This is a genomic window from Siphonobacter sp. SORGH_AS_1065, assembly GCF_030818595.1.
Taxonomy (GTDB): Bacteria; Bacteroidota; Bacteroidia; order Cytophagales; family Spirosomataceae; genus Siphonobacter.
In genome coordinates this window covers 54,040-75,452 of record NZ_JAUTAM010000007.1, presented here as the reverse complement: position 1 = coordinate 75,452, position 21,413 = coordinate 54,040, and the positions used below count along the sequence as shown (strand labels likewise).

Genomic DNA, 21,413 nt, shown 5'->3' with positions numbered 1-21,413 from the left:
ATACTTCGCGAAGATGTTTGGAAATTTGTTGAGAAAGATTGATCATGGGATGCGTTTCAACTGAGGTCGATAATTGATTCTCTAAGGTATTATTCTTTTTAAAGATTGCCTAAGATCTAAGTATATTCATGCAATACTAAGTAGTTTGTTACTAAGCAAAATTTATTACTGCGTTCAAGAGGCTAACTAGGGCATACGAACTCTCTTCTCTGTCATTCAGAGCGAAGCGAAGAACCCTGCCGGGGATTGCATAACTCTTAGGAGAAGACGAAATAAGTAATACCCAATTATTCTTTTATTGACAGACGTACTTGGCATTCCGAAAGGATGCTGTCAGCTTTTCGCTGGCAGCGGTAAAGCCAGCTACTTCGTTATCAGCGTAGCCCGGCCAACGTGGCCCGACCAACGTGGCCCGGCAGCTTTTCATTCAAAGTGAAGTAAACTCTCTCCCTAAGTTTGAGATAAGGCCCCTCGTGCAAGATTCCATCTCGTTCCTACAAAACAGTAAGTTCCTTCCTACCCTTACTACAAACCTATCCATCCCCACCGTCGCTCGGCTTCTTATCTAGTCCATCCCATTTGTACAGCAGGTTTCTGCGTTCGAGAGGATAGACAGCATAATAAATCATCCCTGTTAGGAACCCTCTGTGTCCCCTCTTTCTTTACTTCACTTAGAAATTTGCTGGGGTTACTAACGTTCGTAAACGGGCGAACTTTCCTGTAGAAAGCCTTAATTTCTTTCCTAAGTAAGCTCTCACTACGTTCAAAAAAATATAATTAATATTTGATAATTACATTACCTCTCCTATCTATTAAAAATTCACCCTCAAAAAATACTTTTGAAATTTCAATAGAAGGCTGTTCAAAGTTTATCACTAAAGCAGAAAACAAAATCGAATCTCCGATCGATTATTACTTTTCTTCAGGCTCATCGACGCAGCTACTTTGTGAACATAAACTAAGTTCAATTAACATATAACATCCTGATTCATAAATATCTACCTTAAAAATTTTATTATATTTTTTGATAACCTTTCCTCTACCTTTTACATAGAGCTTTGAGGCCAATTGTTTATTTTTAAATGACGTTACCCACCGCATTAACCAAACTATGTATGAACCAGACAGACGCTTACACTGAAGCCAGAAAGTTCTGGAAAAAAGCAACTCGCTACCAAGACGCCACCGATATTAATCTTGAATTTGAACTAACTCTACACAAAAAATTATTAAACATCTTTCACGTTGGTCCTTATTTTTATTTCATCTTCAATTTAACGAACGGTGAAATAGAATATGTAAGTGATTCGGTGACTCAGGTTTTAGGGTGTAATCCCGAAGAGTTCGGCGTTAAACATACGCTGTCTCATATCCATCCCGAAGATTTAACGGTTTTTCTAAATTTTGAAAATACAGCCGTTGAATTTTTCAGCCAATTGAGTCCTGAGAAGGTTCTTCGGTATAAGGTAAGCTACGATTATCGAATCCGCCGAACGGATGGAGAGTACATTCGAATTTTACATCAACTGGTAGCCATTCAAACGGGAGAAAACGGCAGTGTCCTTCGTACCCTGGGTATTCATACTGACATTAGTGAATTCAAGACTGATTGTAAGCCTATTCTTTCGTTCATTGATCTGGATAATAAGGAATCTTTCATTAATGTCAAGCCTCAAACCACCTTCACTCCCTCCAAAGCAACCCTGACACCCCGGGAAAAGGAAATCCTGAAGGCACTCATTGATGGTTACCCGAGTAAACAAATTGCGGGTTTGTTTAATATTACTAAAGAAACTGTTGACCGCCACCGGAAGAATATGCTCGCGAAGACAGGGGTCAAAAGCTCCGCTGAACTAGTAGGAAAGGCTATTCGGGAAGGATGGTTGTAAATTACTTTCTCTTGCTTTCCCTATTTTTATAGCCTTGAAAGCTTTCTGAAGGTTCTAAAACTTCGGGAGGCTTTCTATGGCAAATACCGCCTACGTCTCCCCTAAAGCAGGCTTTATCGACAATTTGCCCATTTTTTACTTAAATAGTTCCCTAAATACTTTTATTTATAATTAGTCTTAATACATTTGCAAATAGAAGCGATTGTATTAGGCATTACTTAATACTTATCCCACTTATCCTCTCTTTTTCTCACGTATTCTGGGTTTCTCACCATACGTTTTCATGAGCAAAAAATACACGTTCCGTAAAGTAGTTAATGACCTGCACCTTTGGGTAGGACTTCCATGCACGCTGGTGTTATTCATCATGTGTCTCACCGGAACTATGTATGTCTTTAATCGTGAAATTACGCAATGGGTAGATCAGGATAAGTTTCAGGTTTCTGCACCTGCCCAAGCTCAGGTTCTACCCATTTCGCAGCTGATTAGTATCGTTGAGAAGGAAAAGAAAGATTCCCGCGTTTCAGTTATTCAGATTCCTGAAAACACGAATGAAGCCTGGACTTTTGGATTTTTACCCAAGGGCAAAAAAGGAGAAGGAAAGGAACCCGCTGGAGTTAAAGCCGAAAAAGGGAAGCAAGGCAAAGCTCCTAAAAAAGAGAAACCTAAAAATTTCTGGGTTAATCCTTACACCGGAGCCATTCAGGGCGATGCTCAGACACCCACTGTAAAGTTTTTTGCTTCCACGCTTCAATTACACCGCTGGTTGATGATTGAAAATCACGATATCGGTGGACTTATCACGGGTATTGCGTGTTTTGGCATGCTTTTCCTTTGCATCTCAGGTTTTATTCTCTGGTTACCCGCGAAAATCAGTAGCTGGAAAAAATGGAAGGTCTGGAAAACGGGTTTGGTCATTAAAACTGATGCCAGCGGTAAACGTCTCAATTTTGATCTGCATAAAACGCTGGGCTTTTATGCCTTCGTTTTCGTAACTATCATGGCTTTGACTGGTCCTATTTTTGCTTATGAATGGTACCGCGACGGCTATAGAAATTTATTTGGCTTTAAAGCTATTGAAGAAAACACAGAGGTAGCCGTAACAGGCAACGCCATCGTTTTTGAGAAGCTCATTGCCGAAGCCAATCGGGTTTATCCGTATACCGGAGCTCTTCGCATCAACATTCCTAAAAAAGCCGAAGGAACCGTCTCTATTCAAAAGAACCACAGTGGATTTTTCGCTTCAGCAGGAACGGATCGCATCGTCTTCAATCCCTATTCAGGTCAAGCCTTACTTATTGATCGCTTCTCGGAAAAACCTTTCGGTCAGAAAATGACTTCGCTAACTAAGGCCATTCACACAGGCGAAATCTTCGGTACGTTTACCAAGATTCTCTATTTTCTGGCTTGCCTAATTGCCACCAGCTTACCTATTACCGGATTTTTTATCTGGTGGAATCGGGGTAAATCTGATAAGGGTAAGGCAAAAACCAAAGTAGCTGCCACACCAAGCATACCTATTCCGGCACGAGCCGTTCGCCGTAGTCCGGTTATGCAGACTTCTGCAAAATCTTAAACTAGGATTCATTCCTTCCAAAGAGAGCATTTTATCCAATGCTCTCTTTATTATTTATACAGGAACTTCGTGAATCAAAATGCGGCTTTCTGGCTTAGCTATGCCAATGATTTTAAATAAATCTTTTAGGTTTGCCGGAAGTTTGGGAATCTTCATTGATTTTTAAAGTACGATACCATCTAAAAATTATATAGATTATGATCATTACCCCTAAAATTCGCGGGTTCATTTGTTTGACTTCTCATCCGCAGGGATGCGAGCAAAATGTGCTGAATCAGATCAACTATACCAAGTCTCAGGGTACAGTTGATGGCCCTAAAAAAGTTCTGGTTATTGGAGCTTCTACGGGTTTTGGTCTGGCTTCGCGGATTACCAGTGCTTTTGGTTCCAATGCCTCTACCATTGGTGTATATTTTGAAAAACCAGCGGCTCCCGGCAAACCCGGTTCAGCGGGCTGGTACAACACGGCTGCTTTCGAAAAATTCGCTCAGTCCGAAGGGCTGTATGCGAAAAGTATCAATGGCGATGCCTTCTCTAACGAAATCAAGCAACAAACCATCGATCTGATCAAAGCCGATTTAGGTCAAATTGATTTGGTGGTTTATAGCCTTGCGTCTCCCCGCCGTACAAACCCCGTTACAGGGATTACCCATCAGTCAACGCTGAAGCCTATCGGTGGTACGTTCACGAATAAAACGGTTGATTTCCACACGGGTACCGTTTCAGAAATTTCTATTGATCCTGCCAACGAAGAGGAAATTGCAAACACAGTTGCCGTCATGGGTGGTGATGACTGGGAAATGTGGATTGATGCCTTGAAGGCCGCTGACGTGCTGGCCCCCGGTGCAACGACAGTAGCGTATTCTTACATTGGCCCTAAACTGACAGAACCCGTTTACCGTAATGGTACGATTGGTCGGGCGAAAGATCACCTCGAAGCAAAAGCTTTCGATATTGATGCAAAACTGAAAGAGGTAGACGGTCGTGCGTATGTTTCGGTGAACAAAGCCCTAGTTACCCAGGCTAGCTCGGCTATTCCCGTTATTCCTTTATACATTTCATTGTTGTATAAAACGATGAAGGAAAAAGGCATTCACGAAGGTTGCATCGAACAGATTAACCGTTTATTCCGCGATCGATTGTACACCAATGGTGAAGTTCCGGTTGATGAAAAAGGCCGTATTCGCATTGACGATTGGGAAATGCGGGAAGATGTTCAGTCAACAGTTGCCACCCTTTGGGAAGAAGCTACGACCGAAACCTTACCCGCCATCGGTGATCTGGAGGGTTACAAAACTGATTTCTATAACCTTTTTGGTTTTGAAGTTCCCGGTGTGGATTACGAAGCAGAGGTCAATGAAGTAGTAGAAGTTCCCGGTCTGCAACAGGCTTAGTTTTACTTCTTTATCGTACTAACGAAAAGCCGGTTCTCAGATGGGAATCGGCTTTTTGTTGTAAAACCCTTCCCGTCGTTCAGAGCGAAGCGAGGACCTCCCTTTTCGATTAGGGATAATTAGTTTCACCCAAACTTTGTCTCATATCTAAGTAAGTTCTCTCCCTACGTTTGAGATGACAGCAAAGGGGTGATTGATACGCCGAAGTGATGCTGCCATCGGAAAAGCTGGCCGGGCCACGCTGGCAGCGGCAGAGATCACTTTTCTTTCTCGTTATAACACTTCTCTATGCAACCGCTACCAGCTTTTCCGCTGGTAGCACTATTCTAAAACTTCCTTACCTAAAATAAGGTCTCACTACTTCGTTCGAGACCACTTTTTCTTTCTCGTTATAACACTTCCCTATACAGCCGCTACCAGCTTTTCCGCTGGTAGCATTGTCTCAAACTCTCTTACCTAAACTTCATACCCAAATAAAATCTTTTTCTGCGTTTGAGATTACAGCAAGGGGATGTTCGATATGCCGAAGTGATGCTGCCAGCAAAAAAGCTGGCCGGGCCACGCTGGCAGCGGCAGAGGTCACTATAACACTTCTCTATGCAACCGCTACCAGCTTTTCCGCTGGTAGCATTGTCTCAAACTCTCTTACCTAAACTTCATGCGTAAGTAAGGTCTCATTACTGCGTTCGAGATGATCGTCTACAATACCCATACAAAAAGTGGCTGGTGTCCCCACCAGCCACGATAAATGCAGTACTCATTAAGTCAGAGAGATGGTCACCATCAAACTAACTTCAAACCCATCACATTAACCCTAAATGCCAGGATACCCTGGATTCTGCGGACGCAGGTTAGGATTATTCAACATTTCCTGACGACCCAAGGGTAGTAATAAATGTTTTTCCTGTAAAGGACGGTTCGAACTCAGGTTTACGTGACCCACAAAATCATCAAAACCCTTGGTGGTTACGTTAAATACTTTGCGAAGACGCACCATGTCGAACCAGATGATTCCTTCGTACGAAAGTTCATACCAACGTTCCCGCCAAACGGCTTCCCGGAAACTATTCTGCGTAAACGAGCTTAGAGCTGGCGTCGTTAGCTTCGCCCGATCTCTTACTTTTTTCAGGGCATCATAAGCAGCCTGGGTGGGAGTCCCTAACTCATTCTGAGCTTCCGCATAAATCAACAACGTCTCCGCGTAACGAATCTGAGGGACATTTAGGTTGTTCTGACGCGTTCCGGGCACGCCCCGTGTTCCGTTCGCCGTGACGTTAAAGTGCTTGAATACATAGGGTGCCCCCAAATCAAAAAGAGCTCCATCTCCATTCGTGAAATAGCTCGTGTAAAAATACCCTTCGCGATCTTTCGCCCGTAAATCTCCGGTTTCGTAGGAACGATAGAAGTTAATTTCAGGTACCGTACTGCCCGTTCCTGAAGGACCGTTGTAAGTAACGGGCTTGAAGTTAGGATAATAATTATCCAGCGGATTTGCGGCTACGACTGTGTTGTACTGCAACATGAACAAATGTTCCGTGCGGTTTTTCAGACTTTCCTGATGGACTTCACCATAGGTAGAGAACAGATTAATCGTACCGGGATTGGCATTCGCGTAAGTAACTACCTCCAGAGCTTTATCAGCCGCCAGTTTGTAATGGGTAGCTCCTTTTCTCAGCGGGAAACCTGCCATCGTCAGGTATACTTTTGCCAATTGCGTCTTCACCGCCGCCAGATTCACGTGACCAGACACATCCATCCAGGGTAAGCCTGCTGCTTCTGCGAAAGTCAGGTCTTCAATAATCAGGTTATACACCTGCTCAGAAGGCGTTCTGGAGGGACGGAAATCTTCGGAAGTTATGGTTTGCGGTTTCGTTACCAGAGGCACATCTCCCCATAAACGAACAGCCGTGAAGTAGGCCCAGGCCCGGAGGAATCGAGCTTCACCAAGAATTTTTTTCTTGGCTGCTTCATCCATCGTAATGCCCGGAACTTTTTCAAGCACCTGATTCGTCTGAGCAATAACCCGGTATAAGCCATTCCAGTAGTTAACCACATGGGCCGTATTCCCATCGTGAATTAAACCGTACAGGTTATTTAAATCCGAGTTCTGAGCTGTTTCCGTGGTTGCATTACCTGTTAATGCTTCGAGCAGTTGCCAGTTGGAAGAGAAAATACCAGCCCCATCTCCAATAAATCGAAGATCGGCATACGCTGCATTTAATGCCGCCGTTGCGTGATCGGGCAAGGTATAAAAAGCATTCTCGGTTAAATTGGAAGGGGCCTCTTCGGACAGGAATTTGGTACAGCCCGTAGCCGCCAGCATAAGCGTACAAGCGAGGGCCGCTTTCCCTATATTTTGACGAATATGTAATTTCATGATCATTTCTTTAAGTACCTACGATTAGAAACCTACCTGTAAACCAACCATGTAAGTAGTGGGCTTGGGATAGTTATGCCAGATCATCCCCTGCGTAAAGGCACTGCTGTTGTCACCCTGGTTGGTAGGAGTTACTTCAGGATCACCAATCACGGGATCTTTCACGAGCAGGAAGAAGTTCTGAGCTGAAGCGTACACCCGTAAACGGCTAATCTTCATCTTGCTCGTCATTGTAGCAGGGAAGTTATAGCCAATCAGGGCGTTTCTACCTCTCAGGAATGAACCGTCTTTGATCCAGTGGCTATCTACGTTTGTGACATAACCCGCACGCGTTTCGCGGATTTCAGCAATCGGCGTATTCTGGTTCGTGGGTGTCCAGGCATTCAGAACTGTAGTGTAACTGTTCGCCAAAGCCTGACGATCTTCGCTAGCATGGAGGTTCATCAACATCACATCGTTACCGAACATGTACTGAAGTTCCAGCGTGAAGTCTACGTTTTTGAAACGCAAGGTGTTCGTCAACGCTCCCCAGCCTTTCGGATTACCATTACCGATGATCGAACGGTCGGCATCCGTAATGGCCCGGTCACCATTTACATCCAGATACTTAATATCACCAGGTAACATCGTCAGACCATTTCGGTAACTGGTGAAACGAGCCGCTTCCTCACGCTCAGCCTCACTCCAGGTTCCCAGGCGAGTAAGTCCCCAGAACGAACCTACGGACTCACCAATACGAATAATGTTTGTCTGGTTGGTGAAATTAGGTCCGCCTACTCCGAAGATATCCGAAGGCGTTGCCAGCGATAGAACTTTGTTTTTGTTCATCGAAATATTGAAAATCGTGCTCCACGAGAAGTTCGGACGCTCAATATTGGTGCTGTTTACGCTAAATTCCAGACCCTTGTTTTCCATGGATCCCACGTTTTGGCGAATCGTCGCATAGCCGCTGGTACGGGGAACGGGAGCATCCAATAACATATCCGTTGTTTTACGGTAGTATAAATCCACTTCAACGTTGATGCGATTTTTCAGTAAGCCCAATTCAAAACCGACATCTGCCTGAGCCGTTTTTTCCCATCGCAAGTCGGGGTTAGCCAGACGGCTCAGCCCCGTTCCACCCTGACGAGTATCATTAAATACGGTCGAGAAGTTAGCACTTAACAGAGCCAATGAGCTGTACGGAGGAATCTCTGAGTTACCCGTCATACCGAAACTAGTCCGAAATTTCAGGTTTGAGACCACGTTACTATTCTTCAGGAAGGCTTCTTCCGAGGCACGCCAGGCTAATGCCGCCGAGGGGAAAAAGGCATATTTGTGGTTGGCTCCGAATTTGGAGGAGCCATCGATCCGACCCGTTACCGTCAGCAAATATTTGTCCATGAAACCATAGTTCACCCGACCAAAATACGAGTTAAAGGCATTACGCGAAGCTTCTGATTCAACCGTTGGCAGCAGAGCTCCAGCACCGAGGTTATTGAAACCGAAATAATCCGTAGCAAACGTTCGAACGCTGGCACCGATGCGGAAGAAATTCGTTTCCTGCCAAGAAATCCCTAACAGAGCATTCAGCGAATGGTTTTCAGCAATTTGCTTGTTGTAGGTCAGGTAGTTTTCCAGCGACCAGAAACTTTCTTTCCGGTTACGGGCCGAAGCGGTTCCCTGAGCACCAATCTCAAGCGTACGCGTGCTGGATTCGTTTTGTTCCTGCGTTAATACGTTAACTCCCAAAACCGTACGCATCTCCAGACCTTTAGCCAGATTGATATTGGAGTATAAGCTACCCAACGTAGTCTGCGTATTGAGGATGTACTTACGACCCATTAAACGGTGAACCGAACTCATGGTACCTTCCGCATAAGGATAATCACGGTTATTGGCATACGTTCCGTCGGCGTATTTTACGGGCAGGAAAGGGAAATCTTCCACAATCTGACGGGCCACGGCATCATTCTGATCGACGATGTTTTCGGACTGGTTATTATAACTCAGGGTACCGCCAATTTTCAGCCATTTCTTCACCTGATCGTCGATGGTTAATCGACCTGAATAACGTTTCAGATAAGAAGTCTTAATCAGCCCCTGGTCGTCACGATAGCCCAGTGACAGAGAGTATTGCGTCCGTTCATTACCGCCACTGAACCCTAACTGATGGTTTTGAGAAATTTTGTTCTGTGTTGATTCTTTAAACCAGTCCGTGTCGTACAATGGATTTCCATTACTATCAAAAACCCGGGGATCTGTCCGGCGTAGCTTCGGATTAAGGTAAGCCCATTTACCGGAAGCCCAACCTGCGGGATCATACTTCGCAATATTGGCGAAAGCCAGATCTTCAACGGCCAGGTATTCTTTAGCATTCAATACCCGGGGACGATTGGGACCAATGGTATTTACACTCAAATCCGTGCTATACGTCACGGTTCCCTCTCCCGCTTTCCCTTTCTTGGTTTGTACCAGAATAACGCCATTGGCACCACGAGCCCCGTAAATAGCTGTAGACGAAGCATCTTTCAATACCTCAACCGATACGATGTCGTTCGGATTGATGTAATCAATGGCAGAGCTAAACTGAGCCTGGGTTCCCTGCGGCATCATTACCCCGTCAATTACGTACAACGGGTTATTGGAAGAGTTAATCGAACTAAATCCCCGAATCCGTACCGTAGTTCTCCCACCGGGGCGACCTGAGTTAGTATTTACCTGAACACCAGACACTTTTCCAGACAAAGCCTGGTTCAAAGAAGGAGCTGGACGCTCGCGTAACTGGGCTTCTTTTACAGAACCTACTGCACCCGTCAAGTCGGATTTCTTCGCAGTACCGTAACCCACCACGACGACCTCATCTAGTACTTTATTGTCACTCGACAGTACTACATTTAGTGAAGTCTGATTACCCACCACTACCTCTTTGGGAGCAAAACCTACGGAAGAAAAGACCAGCGTAGCTCCATTTTCAGGAATTTCGAACCTGAAGGCCCCTGTACCATCAGTAACCGTTCCGCGTTGGGTTCCCTTCAGAATTACACTTACGCCGGGAAGAGGCTCGTTATTTTCGTCAGTTACTTTTCCAGTGATGGTTTTGTCTACACTGTGCGTGTGAGCAAGAACTTCACCACGATCAGTAGCAAAACTAACCTGAAAGCCGACACAGGTCAGTAACAGCTGTCCTAGGGAAAGCCGTGTCAATCTGCCCAACTTTTTGAGATCAAGTAAGGGTTTTAACATAGGTTTAAATTATGTAAGGAATTGTTAATTTTTAAAGGCATAGGCCTACCATGACAGGTACCTATTGGTACTCGTTTCAATGGATTTTATAGAAGAAATTAATGAGAGTAATACGGGCTTTTTAATGATGAAGCCACACACAGTCATCCCGCCCGAAGCAGTTTTCTGTTTTGGATTAAGTGTTCAATAATTTAAATCAAAATGATTCCGCCCTGAGCTCGATTAAGGGACTGGATAGAAGTATTTATTAGGCAAAAGTAATGATTGGAATAGTACTAGTTAGTCTGTACTATAAGCGGGTAAGAATACTCATCAATGGTGTAAAAAGTTTCATAGAAATGTTCAGGTTATTAGAGTTTACAAGCAAATGTATTTCTTTTAGATTCATATTTCCTAACCTTTTTCTTAAATAATTAAAATTTTTACTAAATATAATCAAATACACTGCCTGGATATTGCTGGCATTAATTGCAAAGCATTTCCTGCATTTTCTGCAAGAATTGGCTTTCAGAGACATTATAACCATAATAAATTTGCAAAATTGGGGCATTCAGCCCTCTGAAATCCATAAATGTCAGGAAATGACCGAGACCTACGGTTTGCTAAAAATTTACTTCAACCATCCACTGCATTTCTTAGAGAGCTACGTTCCCCTAAAACTCAATTTCCAATTTTTTCTATAAATGCTTCCATATTAAATTACTATTTATTTAGAGCTTTTTTATAGTACGGAAAGCTTGAAAATACATCCGGCATATTTTGAAATAGAATAGAGCGTGTATTTTAAATAGGAGAAACGAAATGGTGTCATTCCTAAGGTACTATTATTGGCTGAAAACTAGCTCAAGCAAAGCTGGTAGTTAATCCAAAAAAATGGCGATTAATGATTAAAAACCATTAATCGCCATTTCTGACTTCTAGCTATTATTTCGCTTGATAATTTCCGTATAATTTGATCAAACGATCAGGGTAATTGGAGATAATTCCATCCACGCCATACGATGCCATTAACTCCATGTCTTTCACTTCGTCCACCGTCCAGGGTAATACCTTGATTTTTCTTTGATGTAGCTGTTCTACCATTTCCCTGGTTACCAACATGTAATGCGGGCTAAAGTATTCTGGCGTAAAACCCAGACGCTTCAGGTTCTCTTCCACCCCATCTTTGTTATATATCAATACCGACAGCGATTGTGCAGGGAATTTTTTATGGATATCCTGTAGCGTACGGATGTCAAAAGACTGAACGGTTACCCGCTTCGCGATTCCCTTGCGGTTGATTACACCCATCATCAAATCCGCAAAAACCTCAGGGCTGGGGTTATACTTCCCATCGCCCTGGGGCGAACACTTGGTTTCAATATTGTAAGCAACGGGTTGCAGTCGGTTTACTTTAATGAACGTTTCCACACTATCAATCACTTCCGAAAGCAAAGGTTTACGTACCTTCATTTTTTGCTGCATCGGAAAGTTAGGATGTGGCTTCATACCAGCATCGTACTTCTTGATCTCCTCGTAACTCATCTGATACAACGCCAGATTCTTTTCTTCTTCTTTCGTGATGGGCGAACCGTCTGGTTTCAGCATAATGACCGAAGACATATAGGGATCATGAGAGACCACTACCTGATGGTCTGATGAAATAACGCAGTCCAGCTCCAGCGTTCGGCTTCCCATTTTTACGGCATTGATCATGGAAGCTACGGTATTTTCGGGGATTAACCCCATGCCGCCCCGGTGGGCCTGAACGTCTAATTCTTGTTGAGCCGAAACGCTTAACATTCCCGCTGCACTTAGGACCAGCGTACAAATCACTTTCTTCATTAGCTAATAGTATGTTTTTAAAGGGGTAGAAAGGAGGATTCTGATGAGATTTAGTAGGGTAATAGCTAAGGATTTACTTAAATCCAGTATGATGAAAACGAATATCGCCTGAGGCTTTTCGCGACCACCAACCTATCTACTCTTCCAAAATCCTTTCTAGTAGCCTTCATTTTAAAAACATCAAAAGTAAAAAGTGAAATTTCGTAGAGGGTTACGCCTTCGTTAAATCATCAAGCGTTGGCTTAATGCTAGGATAATCTGGTTAAATTTCCAGAGAATCAGGGTTTATCTCCCCTCACTTGTCTTTCATTGCGTCATTACCTCTTTCAATAACCTATGAAAAAATTGCTAGTTGCCCTCGGGCTCAGTGCGACATTGGCTGCTACTGCTCAGACTGCATCTACCCTCTCCTACAGCCGAGCTCCACTGCATCAGAATCCCTATCAGGAGCTACCACTGGGAGCTATTAAACCTAAAGGCTGGCTCAAAGAGATGCTGGTTCGCCAGAAGAATGGAGCTACCGGGCATCTGGACGAGCTTTATCCACTGGTTATGAATCATAGAAACGGCTGGCTAGGCGGTGACGGCGATCAATGGGAACGCGGGCCTTACTGGATTGACGGCTTATTGCCTCTCGCCTACCTGCTCGATGATGCCGAATTGATTTCGAAAGCTAAGCCCTGGGTAGAATGGGCACTTAAAAGCCAGCAGCCCGACGGCTATTTTGGTCCAGCAAAAGATTATGGGCCCGAACCAGGTATTCAACGCGATAATAGCCGAGACTGGTGGCCCAAAATGGTAATGCTGAAAATATTGAAACAGTATTATTCGGCCACGGGTGATCAGCGGGTAATTACATTAATGACGAATTATTTCCGGTATCAGCTAAAGGAGTTACCGGCTAAACCACTGGATCACTGGACTTTCTGGGCCCGGTACCGGGGCGGAGACAATTTGATGATGGTGTATTGGTTGTACAATCAAACCGGGGATCCCTTTCTGCTCAAACTCGGAGATTTAATTCATAAGCAGACCTTTGATTATACCGATGGTTTTCTGAACACTGATTTTCTGACCCGGGCGGGTAGCATTCACTGTGTCAATCTGGCTCAGGGTATTAAATCTCCCATCATATATTACCAACACCATCCCGAGCAGAAATACATCCAGGCCGTTGAGAAAGGATTCGCCGATATTCGGAAATTCAATGGCATGGCTCACGGACTCTACGGCGGTGATGAAGCCTTGCATGGGAATAATCCTACGCAGGGGTCTGAACTATGCTCGGCGGTGGAAATGATGTTTTCTCTGGAAAGTATGCTGGAGATTACGGGTAAAGTTAGCTTCGCAGATCACCTGGAAAAAATTGCTTTCAATGCCCTCCCCGCTCAGGTTTCAGAAGATTACCTGACACGCCAATATTTCCAGCAGGCGAACCAGGTAATGGCTACCCGACAAATCCGGAATTTTGATGTTAATCATGGCGGCACAGACGTTTGTTTTGGTTTACTTTCCGGCTACCCTTGTTGCACCTCTAACATGCACCAGGGCTGGCCAAAATTCACTCAAAACTTGTGGTATACCACACCCGATCATGGGATAGCCGCCTTGGTCTATGCTCCTAGTCAGGTAAAGATGAACGTAGGCTCGGGAACGGAAGTTACGTTTACCGAAGAAACTAATTATCCCTTCGAAGAATCGATTCGCTTTACGCTTACCATGAAAGAGAAAGTAGTAACCTTCCCTTTCCAGCTACGTATTCCTGAATGGTGCAAACAAGGGCAAATTCTGATTAATGGCAAAGTAGTGCAGGAGCCTAAAGGTAATCAGGTAGTAACCTTAAACCGATCGTGGAAATCGGGAGATGTAGTTGAATTAAAGTTACCCATGCACATCTATCATAATTCCTGGTATGAAAATTCAAGATCCGTAGAACGTGGTCCTATCATTTATGCCCTAAAAATTGGTGAATCTATGAAGAAAGTTAAGAATGAAAAAGACCCGATTGATTACGGTGACTCTTACGTAGAAGTTCGCCCGACAACTCCCTGGAACTATGGTTTAGTTAACATTTCTCCAGAAAAAATTGATCAGCATTATTCAATCATAAAGACAGGAAAATTTTCTAATTTCCCATGGAAATCTGAAGAGGCTCCTATCCTACTCAAGACGAAAGCAAAACGCATTCCATCCTGGGGATTATACAACGACATGACTGGCCAAGTTCCTTATAGTATTACCTATAATCTTGAAACCGGTGAGACCGAAGAGATAGAACTAATTCCATACGGATGCACGAAGCTTCGTATTTCTCAGTTTCCAGTAGTCCATTGATTGAAATAGACAATGAGTTATTTATCTATAATAACTACATATAAATAACTCATTGTCAAACATTTATTATCATATTATACTCTAAAATAAACACTAATTTTAACGTTATTTATCTGTTGTTATCTATACAAATTTAAAGTTATTTTTAACGTTAAAATTACAGGTATTCATCTTCAAGTGATTTACTAAAAATAACGTTTAATTTACCGTCAAAATTTACGTTAAGTTACGTACAACAGCAATCTTACTTTTAACGTCTTTTTTAGATTTAAAATTAGAACTGTTTTTTCGAATCTATCTAGTCAATTTTACCTTTAATTTTAACGTTAAAATTAAAGGTAAAATTGACTTTTTAAACATAAGCAATAGCACTAAAAATACCTTTAATTAAAGAGCCCTTTTTAACGTTAAAATCAACGTATATTTTTCAGTAAAATTCACTTCTTATTTACGCTTATTTTTAACGTTAATTTTAATTCTATTATATACGTTGTTTATAACTTCTTAACTAGCTCTGTTTTAAGAGTCTATTTTAACGCTATTTATAGCTTTTTTATCAATTCTGAATATAACGTCAATATTCATTCTGAAAATACCTTCCACTTATGAGTCAAAAACAGAGTCAGTAAAGAAGTTTATTTGGAATCTATTTTTAACTTTGTACCCAACTCAGTAAAAGGCGTTCATTTTTAAGTTATTTTTAACGTCTTTTTTAACGCTATTTTTACACTTTTATCTAACGCTATTTTCAAAGGCTATGGTATTCACCGTTGGAGGAATCAAAGGAGGGAGTGGCAAAACCACCATCGCAACCAACTTGACCGTTTTACTTTCCAAACAGGGTTTTGACGTACTCCTGGTAGACGCCGATGAACAGGAAACATCGACCGATTTTACGACCTGGCGGGAAGAGAACTTGCAGGGAGAAATTGGCTATACGGCCATTAAACTTTCGGGTGAAAGTGTACGTAGTCAAATTTTAAAACTCATTCCGAAGTACGATCACATCGTAATTGATACGGGTGGACGTGATACCACAAGCCAACGGGCCGCTATGACGGTTTCAGATGTGTATCTGGTTCCTTTTAATCCCAGAAGTTTCGATTTGTGGACGCTTAACAAAGTAGAGAAGCTGGTGCAGGAAATCCGGGCGGTCAAGGCCAATCCTTTAACTGCTTTTGCTTTTCTAAACCGAGCTGACCCTAAAGGTTCAGACAATAACGACGCAGCAGAATTACTGAAAGATTCCGAAGTCTTTACTTACCTGCCTACAGCTCTGGTGAATCGTAAAGCTTACTCCAATGCCGCGTCTCAGGGCTTGGGTGTAGTCGAGCTCGAAGTCAAAGATTCGAAAGCTATTTCAGAAATCACTACTCTTTTTGATTCTTTTAAGGAGTTGATTTCCAGTGAAATAGAGTAATTATATAGCGTTGATAATAACTTTATTTTAGAAGTTAATTCTAACGTATAAATTACCCTTTAAATTGAAGTTCTTTTTAACGTCACCATGAATTGATAAGTAACGTCATATTAAGCACTTAACGTTATGGCCATATCCTCAGCACCAAAAAAGAAAGCTCCGGTTGAAGTAGTAAATGAAGATGAAATTATGCAGGTGATTAATCGGGGAGGATCTACCACCCGGTCATCACCGGAGCCCCCACAGCCAGAGGAATTACCTAAAGTAACCAAAACCAGGAAATCGGCGGAAAAGAAGGTGGTCGCCGAAGTTGTGCCTGAAGTATTGAAACGGTTTTCGATAGAACTGACGGAATCTGAAACCGACATGATTAAGCAATTACGTACGCATCGGCCTCAACGGGGACGAGCCCGCAAGATTACCATATCCGTTACCGACTGGATTGTAGAAGCGGTTCAGGAAAAAATAGAGCGGGAAAAACGTAAATACGGTGTTGATTAACCTCAAAGCTGGGGTAGGGGAGGGGTTAAGACAGTCCAAAGGACTTAGCCGTATAACTCCCCACATTTTTTATTTCGTTATTCGCCAACCGAATTTCAATGTCGTAAAGAATTTTATTGATTTTATCGATTGGAAACGATTCTATCACTTCCTCGGCCTGATCCGCCCTCAATTTAAAACGGGTCATCAGTCGGTTGATTAAAGGATTGAGATCAATGACGCTGGGTTTATTGAGGTAAGACACTTCGAATTCAACCTGCTCAACGGGCTTGCGACCCCGTCCGGGGCGGTCGCCCAAAATAGGAGAGTAGGTGAACGTTAAATCTGTGTTACCATTGATTTCACGGCTGGCCACTTCCAGAACGTCCCGCTGAAATTGCGTCCAGATTGGATACTTATCCTTACCCGTTTTGGAATCTATTACTCCAAGCATCAGTTTCAGGTCCATCAGGTTCCGGCGGAAGGTTTTGTTCTTCATGTTTTTATACATGCAAAGCAACTCGTAAATCCGCTTGGCATAAATCGACTGAAGGCTGATGGCAGCCTGTAACTGAATCTTGGTAAACTTCTCTTTCAGGTCGACGTAGAAAGGACGAATTTCCTGGGAAAGTGCAATTTCTATAATCCCTGTTCCTTTCTTATATTTGGCAGAAGCCGCAAAAGTAGTTTGCAGAAAATCGCCATTGGGAAGATACCCCTGCACCAAACGGGTTACAATACGGGCAGTAGCATTCTTGTAAGATTCAAAATTGATTTCGCCGCTACCCATGATGTGGGCAATCTCCTTGATGGATACCTTGTACACCTTAAGCGGTGAGTCATCGGGACGAACCTGGGCAATCACCATGTACATGATGTTTCGCTCCGTTTCCGTCATTTCATAACGAGCCTGGGTAATAAAGTTATCCTGATAGATTTCAATCGGCGTATTCATAGGATGAAGTTGTGATTTTCAGGCAAATAAAGATAAAAAAACAATATAATGTACTCCATTCAGTAAAATACATTTTTTTACCGACCAAACCTCCTTTTTTTAAGACCTAAATACCAACCAAACCCCATTTTTTTAGACCTTACTGACCAATTAAACCCCATTTTTTTACCAACCAAACCCCATTAAATAAAAGTTATCCACAGATTAAATATCTGTTAATCAGTTAGTTATTTAAGTAAAAAATTCCTTCAAGAGATTATCAAGAGAATATTGAAAAACACAATCTCTTGATAATGAAAAATTCCTCTGCTTTTTGGGCATTGAACTCACTCGAATCAAAATACATTTTAATCAAGAAAATCAAAAAGCGTGGGCAAAAAAGAAAAGGGAAGTTAGGCCGAGAACTAAATTATTAGTTTATTCTTTCTAAGTTTGATTAACCCTAAGCGTAGGAGGAGATGCTTTATTTCTTCCATAAATCGTTCCTAAGGCCTTTTCTATACTATTCATAGGAATTAGGCCGCCAACACAAGTTATGCTGAATCTGAGAGGAAATTTTAAGGCCCTTGCTTCTAAGATAAAAACTAGTTTGCCAACCAAACCACATTTTATTATTCGAGTTTCAGATGGAATGACTTGGAATTATAATGTTCGGCTAACTTTAACCTATTGATAGACAGGAGACTCTGATAATCAAAGCCAATCACCAACCAAAATACATTTAATTACTAACTTAATCCATTAGCTTAGAAGTAAAAGGATCTGATAATCAGCAATTTAATTACTATACTCTGTACTCCAGATCAACACCAATCAAAATACATTTAATTACTGCTTGCTCATCAGATTTACTGATCGTTTTAACTCAATACCGACCAAACCACATTTTATTAATGCTCTTTTTGTAAAGAATACTGATACTGAGAAGTAAAAGCACCAACCAAACCACATTTTATCAAATTCCTCTCTTGAATAAATTTTACCAATCAAACTACATTTTATTGAATCAACTTTTATCAATAAACCCCTCTCTATCTGATCATTGCCTTAGTTAAACCGAAAAACTGATAGTAAAATTAAATGTACTTTGGTTGGTAAAACTCAGCCCTATGTCATAAGCCCACTTCGACGGCATTATCATAAGAAATTCTACTACCAACGAAAATACATTTAATTCACCTTATTCATATTTAAGTATCTGGTATACAGTGTACTGCAATCAATAAATAAAGTAAAGCTTTAGCATCACGATTGTAAAGTTGATCAGCAATATGTTATTCCCCAAAGCACACTAACCAAAGTACATTTTATTAGGGATACCTTCTGAGAAACGTCCAATCAACGTATAATAACTATGGGTAGTTGTTTCAAGTCCGAATTGCTAGGATGATCCTAAGCATTTTCTGCCCATTTAGGATTTTTATTTAATGTATTTTGGTAGATGGGACACGTTGACGCGTGAGCTCCGGGTAGATAACCAATACTCATTAGAAAGGAATGTACAATCTCGCCACCCGTAAAACGAAACGTCTTTTTAAACAGCTTTACCCACTCTTCCTTCTTTTTGGGATGATGTGACGCTAGCCAATTTTCAAAGGAACCAAACTCTTTTTGAAGCTGAAGAATCGTTTTCGCATTTTCGATGGCAGCATTAATCTTCAATCGATTACGAATAATGCCCGCATCACCCATCAATCTTTCCCGATCCGACTCAGTATAGGCAGCCACTACTTCAAGATTGTAATGATCATAGGCTTTCCGAAAATTAGACTCTTTCTTCAAAATGGTTTCCCAGCTCAGTCCTGCCTGATTGATTTCCAGTAGCAGTCGACCAAAAAGTTCGTTATCATCATGGATTGGAAACCCGTAATGATGGTCGTGATAGGTTTTATGCAGAGCCTTTTTTTCGCCGTCCAGGTTTTCGATATACGTACAGTAAGACATAGGGAATATTCTATAAATGGTTTGAACGTATAAAACAGAAAAGGAAAGAAGGGTTCCTCCTTTCCTTTTGCTAATTGTAAATGAAGCTCCCTATTTCGTATCAATGTTCATAGACATCGCAACCGCAGGGCTTACTTCAACACCCGGTGGAACCTCAGCATTTTTACCTTTCATAGTCAGAAACAGGATACAAATAAACACGCCTAGCACGATGGATAAGGTCTGTTTATCTTCTCCTTCGTTATAAAGATTTCCTCCGGTAAGAAAAATTTCCTGACCATCAACGGCTTGCACAGATTTAATCTGGATTTCAACGAAACCTTCTTTACCTAAGCCTTTTGCTTTCTGAGCACGCATTACCTGACCTTTCGCGATGGTACCAGCCGCAATGACTACCTTATCGTCTGATTTCACATCATACCGTACCCGAAAGTCGATCACCTGGCCGGGAATAACCTGATCGGAACGAATGAGTGAAATGGTCTCCAGCGGAATCACAGTTCCGGCATTGAGTGGGACTCCATTCCCTCGCATTTGGAATGACATACAGGTAACAGCCACCACTAATACTAAAGCGATGTGCTTTACATACGTTGATTTACAGATAGAATTGATCATTGGTTTGTATTTAAAGGTGAGAATTGAATTCGAGTTTATTAATCAGTTGTTGGGTTTGCTGCTCGTTGTAACGTTTCGCACTTTTAGCAGCCCCTGTCATATTACCCAAGTAAAAACTCAGGTTAAATACACCAGTTAAGGCAGTCATTCCATAGGTTTCCTTCTTAATATTTGAATAGGTAGCGAAGCCTAATAATCCATTGATTAAAAAGGAAGTAACTGCCGTTTGCTTATGCCCTGTGTACCAATAACCGGCCCCGGGAATAATGGAAAGGGCACCTGCTACTAAAGGGTTCTTCTTTTTTTGATTATTAACTTTGGTAATGAGCCGAATAGCCGAATTAGATAGAGCCGTATAATTCTGAAAAGCAGAAAGTTCCCGATAACTTTGGACAGCTAGATCCCAGTTTTTCTGTTTAGAGTAAAGTAGAGCCTGTAAGTTAAGTAGCTTAGGTTTGGTTGGACTTGAATCAGCCTGTTGAAGGGTACGTGAAATCAATTGAATCGCCTGCTCGTTATTATGTAACTTATCCTGAATCAATGCTATTTGATAGACAAGTTCAGGTTCTTTTTTGAGGGATTCAGGTACTTTGGTTTCATACTCAAAAATTGCTTTCTCGTAATCATTGGTGGCTTTTAGACAGATTATTTTATTAATAATTAATTCATAACTAGGGGTATTATATTGATTTTCAATGCGATGTATTTCCAGTAGAGCTTCATGATAATAAGCGTTATTAATTAATTTCTTGACCAGTTTAAGCGTAGAATCAGGAGCGGTAAGGTTTGTAAAGGCGAAAGAATAACCATTTTTAGTGTAATACAAATTTTCAGGAACAGGATCATAATCAGGATAATCGATGTATTTAAAGCCTGAATTACTGAGCGTCAACGCATAATAGTTCTGATCATGGCCGCATCTTAAAAGGCGATCTGAAGTCAGTAAAAATGCATTAACAAAAGAGGTTTCCCTGAAAACTTTTAAACCATAATTAGAACAACTAGGGTACATTGGACACTGGTGTCCACGAATACCACTTATATAGGTTTGATATACCCCGATGTAATCACTAACGGCTGATTTTTTGCCAACGTTCTGCTTATAAAACGATTGATTACTAGTCAGCGTCTGACCATCAGATTGGTAAGTAAACGTCTGGGCACTACAGTAATAAGAAAAAAGCTGGAGTGCTAAAAAATATAAAAAATGATTCATACTAATCACTTACTCATGTACCCTTCAAATGTATATGCTAGTAAGTAACGAAGTGGCATCTAAAAGCTTAAAGAAAGTTAAATTATATAATAAATTTTTTTAATTTATGGGAGTGAAGGATTCCTGATCTAAGCAGATTCTACCATCTATTTAAAGCCCTG

General features: G+C 41.8%; 14 protein-coding genes. 6 read left to right on the top strand and 8 right to left on the bottom strand.

Features of this window, described 5'->3' with window-relative positions:
• Positions 1-295 precede the first annotated feature (295 nt).
• Entirely contained in the window at positions 296-427 is a 132-nt protein-coding gene (locus tag QE390_RS22030; RefSeq protein WP_307143892.1) for a hypothetical protein, read from the bottom strand.
• A gap of 688 nt (positions 428-1,115) precedes the next feature.
• Here QE390_RS22030 and QE390_RS22025 point away from each other — a divergent pair.
• The 3 genes from QE390_RS22025 (at position 1,116) to fabV (ending at position 4,859) form a co-directional block, all read left to right on the top strand.
• Entirely contained in the window at positions 1,116-1,889 is a 774-nt protein-coding gene (locus tag QE390_RS22025) for a LuxR C-terminal-related transcriptional regulator (protein WP_307143891.1), read from the top strand.
• 283 nt (positions 1,890-2,172) lie between these two features.
• Complete coding sequence (locus tag QE390_RS22020; protein WP_307143890.1) at positions 2,173-3,465, top strand: PepSY domain-containing protein; 1,293 nt, start codon at positions 2,173-2,175, stop codon at positions 3,463-3,465.
• A 197-nt stretch (positions 3,466-3,662) separates the two neighbouring features.
• On the top strand, positions 3,663-4,859 hold the full coding sequence (gene fabV, locus QE390_RS22015; RefSeq protein WP_307143889.1) for an enoyl-ACP reductase FabV: 1,197 nt from the start codon (positions 3,663-3,665) through the stop codon (positions 4,857-4,859).
• Between the two features lie 814 nt (positions 4,860-5,673).
• On the opposite strand, the gene QE390_RS22010 is transcribed toward fabV, so the two are convergent.
• The 3 genes from QE390_RS22010 to QE390_RS22000 all read right to left on the bottom strand — a co-directional run bounded on the left by QE390_RS22010 (position 5,674) and on the right by QE390_RS22000 (position 12,285).
• The gene (locus QE390_RS22010; RefSeq protein ID WP_307143888.1) at positions 5,674-7,236 is read right to left on the bottom strand and encodes a RagB/SusD family nutrient uptake outer membrane protein; all 1,563 of its coding nucleotides are present in this window, start codon (positions 7,234-7,236) and stop codon (positions 5,674-5,676) included.
• A gap of 24 nt (positions 7,237-7,260) precedes the next feature.
• A complete protein-coding gene (locus QE390_RS22005; protein ID WP_307143887.1) occupies positions 7,261-10,461 on the bottom strand; it encodes a TonB-dependent receptor in 3,201 nt (1,066 codons plus the stop codon).
• Between the two features lie 924 nt (positions 10,462-11,385).
• Entirely contained in the window at positions 11,386-12,285 is a 900-nt protein-coding gene (locus tag QE390_RS22000) for a glycerophosphodiester phosphodiesterase family protein (protein ID WP_307143886.1), read from the bottom strand.
• A 336-nt stretch (positions 12,286-12,621) separates the two neighbouring features.
• Here QE390_RS22000 and QE390_RS21995 point away from each other — a divergent pair, with 336 nt between their 5' ends.
• From QE390_RS21995 to QE390_RS21985, 3 genes are all read left to right on the top strand, one after another.
• Complete coding sequence (locus QE390_RS21995) at positions 12,622-14,619, top strand: beta-L-arabinofuranosidase domain-containing protein (RefSeq protein ID WP_307143885.1); 1,998 nt, start codon at positions 12,622-12,624, stop codon at positions 14,617-14,619.
• Positions 14,620-15,376: 757 nt separating this feature from the next.
• Complete coding sequence (locus QE390_RS21990; RefSeq protein ID WP_307143884.1) at positions 15,377-16,039, top strand: AAA family ATPase; 663 nt, start codon at positions 15,377-15,379, stop codon at positions 16,037-16,039.
• Positions 16,040-16,165: 126 nt separating this feature from the next.
• Positions 16,166-16,540 carry a hypothetical protein gene (locus QE390_RS21985; protein ID WP_307143883.1) on the top strand — a complete coding sequence of 125 codons (375 nt, stop codon included), beginning with the start codon at positions 16,166-16,168 and terminating at the stop codon, positions 16,538-16,540.
• A 25-nt stretch (positions 16,541-16,565) separates the two neighbouring features.
• On the opposite strand, the gene QE390_RS21980 is transcribed toward QE390_RS21985, so the two are convergent.
• From QE390_RS21980 to yidD, 4 genes are all read right to left on the bottom strand, one after another.
• Complete coding sequence (locus QE390_RS21980) at positions 16,566-17,474, bottom strand: replication initiation protein (RefSeq protein WP_307143882.1); 909 nt, start codon at positions 17,472-17,474, stop codon at positions 16,566-16,568.
• A 1,392-nt stretch (positions 17,475-18,866) separates the two neighbouring features.
• The gene (locus QE390_RS21975; RefSeq protein WP_307143881.1) at positions 18,867-19,418 is read right to left on the bottom strand and encodes a DNA-3-methyladenine glycosylase I; all 552 of its coding nucleotides are present in this window, start codon (positions 19,416-19,418) and stop codon (positions 18,867-18,869) included.
• Positions 19,419-19,508: 90 nt separating this feature from the next.
• Positions 19,509-20,036, bottom strand: coding sequence for a hypothetical protein (locus QE390_RS21970; RefSeq protein WP_307143880.1), 528 nt, complete (start codon positions 20,034-20,036; stop codon positions 19,509-19,511).
• A 10-nt stretch (positions 20,037-20,046) separates the two neighbouring features.
• Positions 20,047-21,252 (bottom strand): membrane protein insertion efficiency factor YidD, encoded by a 1,206-nt coding sequence (gene yidD / locus QE390_RS21965; protein ID WP_307143879.1) that lies wholly within the window; start codon positions 21,250-21,252, stop codon positions 20,047-20,049.
• Between the last annotated feature and the right edge of the window lie 161 nt (positions 21,253-21,413).